Below are 11,486 nucleotides of genomic sequence, written 5' to 3'. Positions count from 1 at the left end.
CGGGGGTCGTCGTACGCCGCTCCACTAACGTTACGCTTCCTGTACTCCTTCGTTGATTTCTACAGTTGCATCAACCGTCCGGCAAGTCCGTCTGAGTCACTTGCGTGGAGGATAAATACTTGTAACTGCCCTTGCGCATATTGAAAAAAAACAATTCGGGCAGGCTCATCAAAATACCGGTTGCGCCCGATTTCAAATTATCCCCCGAATCCAAGGGCCAGCTGAAAAAACCATAAACGCTTTGACCGATGGCGGCAGCGGTGTTGACAAGACCGAACACGGGTCTAAGCGGCACATTGTCGTCGGTAAAAAATACAAACAACGCGTCATCGGGATTATACCGGTATAAACGGCTGCTGATGATATTTGACTCCCTCAGTGCCGTTAGCGGATCGTTTTGACCAGCGGCCAGCTTTGCCAGTTCAAGACCGCGGTATGAATCCAAATCATAGTTCTGCGTCACATGGTAATGATCCAGAACCGATTGGTAGGCGACAAATGGGATGAAGTTATAGGGTATCTCTACATGACCACCCAACCGTTTTCCGGACTCCTGTATCGTTAAAGCTTCCAGGTCCCCGGTTTTATCGCCGGGAAGATAGGGTTCTAACAACGCCTGGTTGATGGTTCTGAACAGTTCTGTGACGCAATTATGGCTAAACAAGTCATAGCGATAGCTTTGTTGCAGTGTTTCAAACAAGCTGTTTTCAATGATATCCAAGGCGGATAATACCCCGGTTAGTTGTTCCGGTGTCAGATTCGGAAGCGGACTCTCCGGAAAACCGATGCTCTTTGAAGGCAAGGTTTTTTCACCGTTATAACGAAAATCATGCCGCTGTTCGCTGTTCAGCAGTTCGATATAACGATTGGCCGCCATTTCGATTTGGCTGTATTCCGACTCGCTCAATCGTTGGCGTGACGCTGCCGATAGCCGGATTTTATTCAGGCCCGTCCGGGCGTCGCTAATCAGCATCCGTATCTGTTCGCCATGTTCAAGGTACTGGTCCGGCCTCAGCCGTTCGCTGTTTTCGGCAAAATCGTCGATAAAAACCCAGTGGCCGGACTGCAATGAAGCGTCGATCGCGATATACCGGGCCATATTGACTAAAACGGCATAGCCCCAGTCCGGCCTATTTGAATCGACTGCTTTGACAAAACTGGTTTCCAGGTCATTGCGAAGCTCCCGTAATACCTGCCTTTCCGCTTCGGAAATCTTGAAGTCGGGCTGATTCAGCCGTAACAGAGCATCGGCTTGCAACGGCGACGCATCTATTATGGCTTTAATCGCAAATAATGCGGTCAGAGAATCCGAGTATCTTTCCGTAAAGGAATAGATCGAGGCGGGAAATTTCTCACCGGCCGGATCCAAATTGACGGCAGGCCACTGGCTGGGCGCCAACGCCTTGATTTGCGCATCGACCGTTGCGCGGCGGCGCTGAAAAAAGTCCGGGCCATAGCGCTGCTCCAATTTCTGGCGCAGGCTTTGAACGCTTAGCGATTGCTGTTTGGTTAATTGGCTGTCTGCATGTTGCGGCTGATGACCCGGTTCAGGAAAAAAAAGCCCGACGCCTTTTAAACGCAAAACCGAAGCCGCATCGGCATCTATACCGGCCTGACCGGCGGTTGATTTCTGCAACAGGCGCCGGATAAAAACCCGCTCTTTATGCAGATCGTCGAGCAGTTTGAACTGTTTTTCCTGCTTCAAAAACTGCCATTTGAATTGCTCTTTAAGCAGATCGAAGGTGTCTTCGCTGACCTCAATGCGGCTTAGATGCATCGGACGATTCTGCAAGTAGCGGTATAAAAAATGGAATCCGGTTTTTTCTTGCCGGAACAGCCGAATCAAGCCGGAATCGACATGTTGATAATGATAAATGTCATCGCCAAACTGTATGGCGGTATGCCCCCCGCTCGAATTCCCTTCGCTGGCTTCGATATACAGGTAGTTAAAACTGGCGGCCGTAACGGCGGAAGGCAGAAAAACCAACGCAGCCATCACCGCATATCTGCCGAGGGCATGCAGACTCGAGCGCATCATGACCCTGATGGCCGGACTTGAAGACTCATTATCGAAGAGCCTTCGACGGTGTTATTTTTCTGACTCGTAACCTTTTTGAATATTTTGCATATTCTCTTGATCGGAGCCTGCAAAATTCTTTTTATAGGTTTCATAAGCGACGCCTTCGATTCCGGCTTTCTTCAAGCCTTTACCAATCGCTATGTAGGTTTTGGGCTCCTGGTCCCAATTTACGATGCCGGTCTTAGCGGCAATATCGCTTAAGCCTTTAAAATAACTATTGTAATCGGCATGGGAAGATTTCACATAAGCCATCGTGTAGTCCGACACTTCATTTTCGTATTTCTTATCTTTATTCGACTGCGAAGAATGACTGCTGGTAATAGAATCGGATAAGCTCCCGACACTGTCGGAAATACTCTCGACGCTATCGGAAATGCTTTTTGAGCTATCCGAGAAAGAACAGCCGGCGATAATGCATGAAAACATCATAATCGCCGCGTTTAAACAGTTATGATTGAAGCGTCTTGAATTGGTATGCATAATTATCTTCTATTAAAAACAGTGGTTTTGTGAGTTTTCGCCAAACACCCGTTCAATCTTGATCTTATTGCGGCGCTTTAGTCCAAACTTAATTTTGGGAACGTATTGATTAGAGTATAAGTACTGGCATTAGTCAACGCTAAAACCCCAATCGACGTTCTCGCCCAGCCTTCCCGGCAAGATTTTGATCGGCAGGTGTTATTAGAACAATAAGCCACCAATAAATAGTGGAAAATTTTGACGCTCTTTTCTGATAATGCTGGCAAATATTTAACGTTTTTCCCATTATTTAGAGGAGTAATGATGAAAGAATGAAATTATCTTCCATTATTTTTCAGGTTTTTCGACAGAATATCTTCACTGAGAAGCTCTTGAGAAAAAACAGATTCATGGATAACTCTGGCTCTATCAGCCATAATATCCGCTTTTTTCTTAAATATTTCACCCTCTGTTGACTGGCCGTCTTTAACAAATTGCTCTGCCATTTTATTCAATAATAAAGTGGCTTCTTCCATTCCCCTCATGGCCTGCCAAAGAGCGTCTTCAACGGACTCGGTTATACCGGACAATAATGCACTGGCAGTATAGGCGTGACCTGTGTGGCAACGGAAACGAATTAGGTTTCCTTCGAACAGTCTAATCAATGCGCCGTGACATTCGGGGCAAGTAAAAGTGGTTAATTCTCCCATCTCTAAAATGCCTTTTTCAAAGGCGTTGTCTTCAACGGCTATCATCACCTCCATCTTCAATAGTTTCATTTCATTCTTGTCGATAAAGGATCCCTTTAGAGGTTCTTCCTTCACTAGTTGAATTAACAAAGGGCCGATTTCTTGTTTATGAACCGTATAATCAACTTTCACATACTCAAGTACATTGACCGGCATACTGTCGTGATCCGCATCATTCGGATCTTGTATGATAGCGATGCCGTTCATTCTTTTAATGGACCATAAACCTGAAGTGCCGTCATTTAACATACCGGATAATACAACTCCGATTACCCTGGAGCCATATACATAAGCTGCCGATCTGAATAAGGCATCAATAGAAGGGCGGAAGCGATTTTCTTTCGGTCCTTTTCTAACCACTACATGGTCTTTTTCTAATAATAAGTGATGATCTGGAGGCGCCACATAAATTTTACCTCGTTCAAGCTCATCTCCATCATTTGGATGTACCGCATTTAATACGCCTGAACGATTAAAGATATGAGGAAGGCGGCTAGGCGAGTCAGGAGGTATATGAACGACAATAAAGATGTAGGCAGGGAAATTTTCAGGTAAAGACTTGACCAATTCGATTAAGGGTTCTATACCTCCTGCCGACGCTCCGATAACCACTACATCTCTTGTTACCATTATCTTAAACCCCTAATAATGCGATTATGTTGGGTTATAACATAATGAAATTCATAAATTAATTCGCATTTTCGCGTAGTAGTCAGATTTTTCCTACAAATAGAATTGATCTTGCCCACTTTCCATAGACACTGTGCTAAGAAACAGATTTAAGTTCAAAAGCTTCTGGAAATAAATATCCCAATTTGGCTTGTTGAGTCTAAATACGCTCACTGCGGCAACTGCGGGATCCATGAAAATCCAGTAGTGAAACGCCGAGATGACGGGCCATGCCTTTTCCGCCTTCCTGCATGACTTGATCGTGATTCCAAGTAAAAACGGGGGCTAAAATTGGCGCCAGGAGATTCATCCAGGCTTTTTCCGTAGACACAAGCCATACATAAGTCACCCGAGTTGAATCGCCCAAATCATCCAGCTTCCAACTTCCAGTACCGTTTAAGTCGCCTGACGCAATGCCTTCGATCCAATGGGGCTTTTCCAGCACCTTAACTTGGACTTGAAAACATAGCTGATAGGGAAGTCTGCTCGTCCAAGTAAACCGTCGAACCGAACCCAGACCGTGCGCATCACCTTTTTCGATTTCAACGACTTCTTTAACGAAGTGCCACCATTTCGACCATTCTTCAGATGCGATGAGAGCATCCCAGACCCGTTCTATAGGGGCATCCAGATGCCACTGAGTCACTAACGAATATTGCATGATAGTCCGTTATTCCGTTGGATTATTTATAAGATAATATTTTTATCGCTATGCTATAGATAATGTCAGTTACGCATTGTGCCAAGTTGATTTAACTTATGCACATCCGAGTTTTCCATACCCGACATCGGCAATACTGGAGTGTATCTTATACTGTGAGGTTTATCATTCGATTAATTTATTGTGTAAATCGAGGCACGGCCTGAACGATTTGCGACAGGCAAAAACCGATCAGACCAGACTGTCGAAAGCTGGCGATATAAGTATTTGCACATATCTCAAAATGCTAAATTAACGCTTAAGCTATGCCATTCATCTATTGATGATACTTTGGCCATAGGGGGGCAAAACAATCTCATGCCCCTCTCTTTTTTGCATTTTAATTTGAATTGGCCCATCTGCGTACTAAAGCTCTTTGGAACTGGAATTATTATGACAATACATATTGAATTACTTCGGAATTTTAAAAAGGAAAGGCATCCCTATTCCGTTAGTTCGGCTCCACCTGGAAGCACTGTGGGATGATAAGTAGTTATCCGATCTTTTGTTAGTCGGGTAAATGGAGTAGTTACCTTGCAAGTAGACAGATTAGCTAGCTTGGGCATGGTAAAAATGAAAGGTACTTCCGGCAATGTTTAGCAAATGCGTGTTCAATAGACCTTGTATTAAACTACATAGCAGATTTTTATATCGGCTTTAGTGCGGAACTTGAGTAAATACTTAAGTAGAGCGCTTGAAGTTCGCTGGTAATTGCTGCCCAATAAATCACTAGCTTGCGCAGCACTAACTGCGTAAACGAACTTCTTGCCGGGCGCTTACCAATAAGGGAATCAACATTCAAGTAATAACACCCCCGTTATGAAAATAACGAGGGTGTTATTTTCATAACGGGGGTGTTATTTCAATTACCTACGTCACCAGTGACGTTGCTGGTTTTTCTCTTTTCTATATTCTTGAAGGTTTCAGCTTGCAACTGCTCTACCGCACCACTTTGCAAATGCTTAGTTTCGTCCTTTTTCAGCAGCACAACTAAAACAATAACAGCAATAATAGCAACACCAGCGATCCACCATGTGTAGTCTTTTTCTACTTGTTCAGCCATTTTAAAATCCTCATAGTTTATTTAATTATATTTTATTCCCTTTCCTCAAAGGGGGAGCTTGACTGGACAAAATGATATGCAGGTCTGCAACTTGGCCGAAAATGTTCATAAATTATCAGGTCAAAAATTGCTAATCCATCACCCCGTCCATAGTTCAACAATACATATTCAGAACTGAACACACAATATGTAGTGATACCTATATTGACTAACCCAAAAAATCGGCGGCTTTTATATACCTGTAAACAATTCGTAAAGTTTACCGGCCTTTTGCTGACTATTCGGTCAAGACCATGATCCTCCGCGTCAGATGCGGTAAAGTCGGCTGGTCAACTTGATGGAGATTTTGTATCACCCGCGAGTCCGAATCGTTGCCTGCCCGGGCGAACTGAGTTAACAACTATTACCACTTCGCCAAGGATCGATTGCCTCGGTAATTGCTCCTGCATAACCCACAGGGATATTGGGAATGCAGAAAAATGACTGGATCATTTCCTGTCCATGCGCCGTAACGGCGAATCCACGTTACCGCTTTAATTGATTCATGCAGGGGCTAGCCGTCATCTTTATCGGCATAGACCTTATCAACAAGCCTCTTAAACCACATAGGTCGAAAAAACACGATAAACAACCCTATCGTACCAGTGACGGGAAGTATAGGTATCAACGAGAAGATAATAAGAACCAGGGCACATTTGATTCTGGCAAAGATAGAGGCCGCTATCATTTTTATCTCCCTTGTCTGTTTATTGAGATGCTAAAAGAATACCTAATATAGCCCTGTTTCATTAAATCGCAGACATAAAAAGCCCGTGCAACAGGTATGAAGAACACTACGCATAACGCAGATTACAGCCTGTCATGATATGGCGGATTGCCTGACAGCTTTGGACCTAAGCCAACACGTGGAGCGCAATCCTAACCAGTTCATGGTATACGCAAAGGCTTGCATAGGCATCATCTGCTGCGTAGAGCAGTTGACGATCGGACAGTGTTTTAGCGGCCCAATTCGAGGTTGTTAGTTTCTTGGATTTTTGTAAGTATTGACCAAGCACAACCGCTACCGCCGCTTGCACGCCAACTTGCTGTTTGTAACCTAAACGGCGTACCGCTGCGGATAGCTCTATGGTCGGATCAAGCGTAGTGCCGAGTTTATTGCAGATTGGGCCGCGGTCCGACTTGAGCCCAAACCCTACCTTTACAATTTTATCCGACCGGATAATCTCGCTGAGAAGTTCATTGCCCGGCGAGTAATCAAGTGTAAACAGAAACGCATACTGCCGGGTGGAGATTTGGACAAGGTGGGGGCCGGTTGTCGGTTGATTGGCAACGAAGTTTGGCTTGCTCTCTGTATCGAATCCGACATGACCCACTTTGAAGATTTCATCGTGCGCAAAAAATAAGTCATCCGCTGTACGCACTAAACAAATTTTTTGTAGCGGCAATCCTTCGAACTTTGGCAGTTCGCGAATGGCTTCTTTTGTTGGCCTTTCCAAAAATTGATGGACATTCATATCATTATGACGCTTGAGTTTGTCGTTTTAATTGTCGGGCAACAAAACGCAGTTGCTCGATCTACTGGCTGCTTAATATCTGTCATACTGATTTCCTAGCTTCTGATAGAGCCAGATACAAATCCTGATTTACCACATCACCTGACTACACTAGCGGGGCCGATTGGTCGCTTCGTAAAATTTATCAATCATATGCTCAAACAGTGCTGTTTTACCCAGCATCAATTTAGAACATATAATTCTAAATTTACGTGAATAGTCCCTACTACTTTTGAAATTAAAGCGTTCTGTTTTTGGGTTATCCTCATCATGCTGACTATTCATCTTTTCTCACTATTTCGTGCTTACGCTTAATGGCTTACATCAAGCTGTGATTTGAAGCGAATTCTTAATTCATTATAACTTAACCCGTAGCCCGTAAGGCGGTTTCGCGTAGCAAACCGCCACAGACGCACAACGCCGATGACAGCCTGTCGTAATGTGGTGGATTGCCTAACGGCGAATCCACGTTACAGCCTTAATAAAAATTGAGGGTCGTAGCTTGTGCTGCCGATTCCCTGCGTCGGTCAGCGGAAGTTTATTCAGCCAGTTATCTACATGTCAGCAAAATAGATAAAAAAATTTTAACAGTTTAAGTTTAAGCCACTTGAAAAAAATCATTGCCATCCCCAAATGGGCACCGGGAAAAATTAGTTTTTCCTAAACACGAAACTGTATTAGATAATTTGATTATTGATGGTGAATAAAATGAAAAAAATAACACTGATTTGCTCAAGTTTATTGTTGGCAACAAGCTCTGCCGTTTTTGCAGTTGAAAATCATGGAAAGGCCGCACTTGACCGTGCGAATGCGGCGGCTAAAGCGAGCGATGCAAAAGAAATTGTGAAGCAGGCAAGCGCTGCATTAGAACATAGCCTGGCATCAGCTATAGTACTTAAAGGCGCTCCACAAAAACACATGGAATCTGCTTCCAACCATCTGGAAGAAGCTATTAATGCGGGTAATTTGGGTCAAGCAGATCAGGCTAAAACACATGTTAACGCGGCAATAACCGAAATCCAGGGAGCTAATTCATAAAGTAAATTTAATAGAGGTAGATTGAATTTAACGGAAGCCGGTTTTATACCGGCTTCTTTGTATTTAACAGAATGCTATCCCGAACCTGTTGTTTTTTGCAGCGGCGGGTTGAATATAATGAACCCCAGCGGGTGGCATCAGTTCCGTAGCAAACCGCCACATACGTATAACGCCGATGACAGCCTGCCGCAGTGTGGTGGCTTGCCTAGCGGCGAATCCACCTTAGAGCTTTTCTGAAATAACAGCGCGTAGATTGGATCTCGCATGTGATGATATGGCCGAGTATTTTAAAACGTGGGGAAAATGAGTCTGTCACTTAAGCGTTGAGATACCGTACCCTATAGCCCACCGCATAGATTAAATATTCGCCAGCCTCAACAGCGGTAAATCGGGCATGCTGTTTATGCCCGACATCAACACTGGATAGACATTTCGGATTTTTCAGGAACGACTACTTCGCCAAAAATGCCGATTTTTCAAGGTTGCTTTTAGTTGACCAGTGTATGGCCGCGCTGACGCATACAGGTTTTGAATGATCGTTTAAAGTCCTCGTTGGCTTCATAACCTTTCCACACACCAGCGGGAATGGCCAAAATAGCGCCACCCGCGGCACCTGTGGCAGCACTACCCGCTATAGCGCCAACAGCTGCGCCGCCAGCTGCACCAGTAACAGCGCCAACACCAGCGCCCATACCGACTTCTTTCGTGATATCCGATGCTTGATCTGCCAGTGTCTTGCACTCCAGCATGTCGCGCTGAGCGGTTTCCGGATGTTGATCCATGCGCGGATCGACAATCGGACGCCAACCACTCATTGATGCGCACCCAGTGGCTAATGCAGAAAGCACCAACAGTGTTAATAAACTATTTTTTTTCATGTTTTTTCCCAAAAAAGGCAATCGTTTGAATTAATAAAATAAACTTTCTCATAAGCTTTGACCCTGGGTGCTTGAAGCCAACTGGCTCTATTTTATAAGCAATTATGGTTGGCTAAGATTATCCATGTATGAAATGAATGGGGACTTAACAGAGTTTCAGTGCGTAGTTCCCGCGTAGCAAACCGCCACAGATGCACATCGCCGATGACAGCTTGTAGTCATGTGTAGTGGATTGCCTCAAGGCAAATCCACCTTACAGCTTTCATTTGACCGGCGAAGCTTGAGCCCGCTCTGTTCTGCATAAAAACAGGAAAAAATCGAGCAAATAGAGCGGGCAATCATGCCACAATTCGCTCTAACTGAATAAAGCTCAAGTCCAAGGCAGAGCCGAACAAACCAAAAGCAAAGTCAAGGAAAGGTGATAATAAATGTGAATTGAGAGATCCGTGATAGAAGCCGGGTTAAATCTCATCACGTATAGATTATTTAAGATTCAAGACAAAATGGAGGTTTTAAAATGAAACCCAGAAAATTCATTCCAATCTTTTTCATCCTTTCCTTGCCGGCTCTTAGCGCGTGCATTTCCAGTAGTGATGGCGGTTCATCGAGGCCAAACGATGTCAATGTCATCGTTCCGCCTAGTTCCACAATGATTGATCCGTCTAATGCTAAAACCGACTCACGCAGAATAGACTCACGGTAAAACTTTGCACTGTTCTACAGCCGCTTCGGCAATACGGGCCATTACTTGATTCGAGATGATTACGTTGTCACTGGACACCGAAAGCCCTGAATCATGTAAAGCTTCGGCTACCCAAGTATTGCAGGTGTGAAACAAGTTATATTCGCTCTGCGCCTCGTAAAACAATCCGGCGGGATCATGGCTGTATGAAAGCATCTTCGGCTTTCCTGATGAGTCCTTGACGATATCTTTCCAGATATAAGCCGACAGGGATTGACTGCCATTCGGCGGCAAAAGAAGCGTGACGGTATTTTCGGGAAGATAAGCCTCTACCGGCGTGACACTAAGTCCCACAACCTGAATCGCTGCTGGACCTGGAAAGGGACCCAGCAAATAATCATTCAGGGTGTGGGTTGGCGCAGTGAAGAACGTCTTTTTGCCATAACTAAACATAAGCACGCGAGCGCCGGGAAAAATTTTGCGGTAGAACAACATATTCTCATCCAGCTCCTCAACGGGAATACCGATTTCAACGTGCCATCCTTGATCGACAATATACACCACATCGCCTGTCATAGAGAGCGGGCAGAGAGGCCGGGCAACAGAGCTGCATGCTGAAACCGCAAGGGTGATGAACATAAAATATAAACACTTCATCATGCACATCCTATTGACTAGGTATAAGGGTTCGTTCGTAAATGAGTAAAGCTAATCTACGGACTTTTAGCCGACATTCGTAAGTTATCATTGTCAATGGCACCGCAGGTTGTTATGTTATGCGATAATTGCATGCACTTGATACAAATCCATAATCGACCTGCATTTATCAGTTCAGCGACGATTTTCCTTTAGAGCCGTCGTAGCCGGATCAAAGTTACTTTAACGATACACGTTACCCACCAACCGATATGACAGATATCACTTTTACCTCCGCCGCTTACCCCGAGATTCGCCGTCGAGGCACTTTACTGAATGCTAAGATTTTCAAAAAGCTTAGCAGAGAAGATATCAAAACTTGTGGCCGCCATCTTGGGATATGGCACCAAAAAGCATTGGTGATAGCTAACGAAGAAGAAATGGATTTATTTGCCGATTACGCTACTTACGGCTATCGCCCCCATGGCTTCAATATGGCCGAGAAATTCCTGCGCTTATTCCATAAAGAGGCAGACGATTTTGAACTTGAATTGCTTCGACGTATGCGTTTCGCCCACTACGCAATTTATCAAGTCGAAGAAACGAATGGCACGGATACTCTTAAGATCGTGGATATGTTTAGTAAGGTTCAGTACAACCTCATAGATTACCAGATGGCTAAGACCGCTTTTCGAGGTTTGATCTTGGCCGGTTATCTGGTCGATTTTGATCAATTCTCCATCCAAACAGGCGGAACGGTGAAGGTGACGCGGGAGATTCTAGAGTCTGATGAAGTGATTAGAGTAATTGACAGTATTGATGACAATCAACTTGGCGATTTTTTGAGTAATCCGGTTAATAGCGCTAAGCTCGCAAAAGCGGTTGTTTCTGCGAGCTTTAAGCTAGGACAAGCTTCAAATTTCAGGCATGAGTCATTTTGACTGACAAGGGCCTTAGGCTGTGGATGAATACAATGAAA

10 protein-coding genes are annotated in these 11,486 nt (G+C 44.5%); 2 read left to right on the top strand and 8 right to left on the bottom strand.

Annotated features, from left to right (window positions below; all coding sequences use genetic code 11):
- Nucleotides 1-70: 70 nt before the first annotated feature.
- The 6 genes from V7051_RS05200 to V7051_RS05175 all read right to left on the bottom strand — a co-directional run bounded on the left by V7051_RS05200 (nucleotide 71) and on the right by V7051_RS05175 (nucleotide 7,234).
- Nucleotides 71-2,038 (bottom strand): hypothetical protein, encoded by a 1,968-nt coding sequence (locus V7051_RS05200; RefSeq protein WP_333873619.1) that lies wholly within the window; start codon nucleotides 2,036-2,038, stop codon nucleotides 71-73.
- Nucleotides 2,039-2,089: 51 nt separating this feature from the next.
- Complete coding sequence (locus V7051_RS05195) at nucleotides 2,090-2,560, bottom strand: putative lipoprotein (RefSeq protein WP_333873618.1); 471 nt, start codon at nucleotides 2,558-2,560, stop codon at nucleotides 2,090-2,092.
- A gap of 317 nt (nucleotides 2,561-2,877) precedes the next feature.
- The gene (locus V7051_RS05190; RefSeq protein WP_333873617.1) at nucleotides 2,878-3,918 is read right to left on the bottom strand and encodes a chemotaxis protein CheB; all 1,041 of its coding nucleotides are present in this window, start codon (nucleotides 3,916-3,918) and stop codon (nucleotides 2,878-2,880) included.
- 199 nt (nucleotides 3,919-4,117) lie between these two features.
- A complete protein-coding gene (locus V7051_RS05185; protein ID WP_333873616.1) occupies nucleotides 4,118-4,618 on the bottom strand; it encodes an SRPBCC family protein in 501 nt (166 codons plus the stop codon).
- A 901-nt stretch (nucleotides 4,619-5,519) separates the two neighbouring features.
- Entirely contained in the window at nucleotides 5,520-5,720 is a 201-nt protein-coding gene (locus tag V7051_RS05180) for a hypothetical protein (protein ID WP_333873615.1), read from the bottom strand.
- An 893-nt stretch (nucleotides 5,721-6,613) separates the two neighbouring features.
- Nucleotides 6,614-7,234, bottom strand: coding sequence for a 3'-5' exonuclease (locus V7051_RS05175; RefSeq protein ID WP_333873614.1), 621 nt, complete (start codon nucleotides 7,232-7,234; stop codon nucleotides 6,614-6,616).
- A 747-nt stretch (nucleotides 7,235-7,981) separates the two neighbouring features.
- Between V7051_RS05175 and smbP the strand changes: the two genes are divergently transcribed.
- Nucleotides 7,982-8,311 carry a small metal-binding protein SmbP gene (smbP, locus tag V7051_RS05170; protein WP_333873613.1) on the top strand — a complete coding sequence of 110 codons (330 nt, stop codon included), beginning with the start codon at nucleotides 7,982-7,984 and terminating at the stop codon, nucleotides 8,309-8,311.
- A gap of 488 nt (nucleotides 8,312-8,799) precedes the next feature.
- On the opposite strand, the gene V7051_RS05165 is transcribed toward smbP, so the two are convergent.
- The gene (locus V7051_RS05165; RefSeq protein WP_333873612.1) at nucleotides 8,800-9,189 is read right to left on the bottom strand and encodes a glycine zipper family protein; all 390 of its coding nucleotides are present in this window, start codon (nucleotides 9,187-9,189) and stop codon (nucleotides 8,800-8,802) included.
- Nucleotides 9,190-9,883: 694 nt separating this feature from the next.
- Nucleotides 9,884-10,531, bottom strand: coding sequence for a DUF2459 domain-containing protein (locus tag V7051_RS05160; RefSeq protein WP_333873611.1), 648 nt, complete (start codon nucleotides 10,529-10,531; stop codon nucleotides 9,884-9,886).
- Nucleotides 10,532-10,779: 248 nt separating this feature from the next.
- Between V7051_RS05160 and V7051_RS05155 the strand changes: the two genes are divergently transcribed.
- A complete protein-coding gene (locus V7051_RS05155) occupies nucleotides 10,780-11,448 on the top strand; it encodes a hypothetical protein (protein WP_333873610.1) in 669 nt (222 codons plus the stop codon).
- The last annotated feature ends 38 nt before the right edge of the window (nucleotides 11,449-11,486 follow it).

Source organism: Methylobacter sp. (assembly GCF_036845245.1).
GTDB lineage: Bacteria > Pseudomonadota > Gammaproteobacteria > Methylococcales > Methylomonadaceae > Methylobacter_A.
The sequence above is the reverse complement of the archived record's forward strand: the minus strand, read 5'-3'. Positions and strand labels throughout refer to the sequence as shown.

Excerpts from the sequence above, each read along its gene's own strand:
- V7051_RS05180 (WP_333873615.1), bottom strand. The coding sequence starts at position 5,720 with ATGGCTGAACAAGTAGAAAAAGACTACACATGGTGGATCGCTGGTGTT.
- V7051_RS05175 (WP_333873614.1), bottom strand. The coding sequence starts at position 7,234 with ATGAATGTCCATCAATTTTTGGAAAGGCCAACAAAAGAAGCCATTCGC.
- V7051_RS05160 (WP_333873611.1), bottom strand. The coding sequence starts at position 10,531 with ATGATGAAGTGTTTATATTTTATGTTCATCACCCTTGCGGTTTCAGCA.
- V7051_RS05200 (WP_333873619.1), bottom strand. The coding sequence starts at position 2,038 with ATGATGCGCTCGAGTCTGCATGCCCTCGGCAGATATGCGGTGATGGCT.
- V7051_RS05190 (WP_333873617.1), bottom strand. The coding sequence starts at position 3,918 with ATGGTAACAAGAGATGTAGTGGTTATCGGAGCGTCGGCAGGAGGTATA.
- V7051_RS05195 (WP_333873618.1), bottom strand. The coding sequence starts at position 2,560 with ATGCATACCAATTCAAGACGCTTCAATCATAACTGTTTAAACGCGGCG.
- V7051_RS05155 (WP_333873610.1), top strand. The coding sequence starts at position 10,780 with ATGACAGATATCACTTTTACCTCCGCCGCTTACCCCGAGATTCGCCGT.
- smbP (WP_333873613.1), top strand. The coding sequence starts at position 7,982 with ATGAAAAAAATAACACTGATTTGCTCAAGTTTATTGTTGGCAACAAGC.
- V7051_RS05165 (WP_333873612.1), bottom strand. The coding sequence starts at position 9,189 with ATGAAAAAAAATAGTTTATTAACACTGTTGGTGCTTTCTGCATTAGCC.
- V7051_RS05185 (WP_333873616.1), bottom strand. The coding sequence starts at position 4,618 with ATGCAATATTCGTTAGTGACTCAGTGGCATCTGGATGCCCCTATAGAA.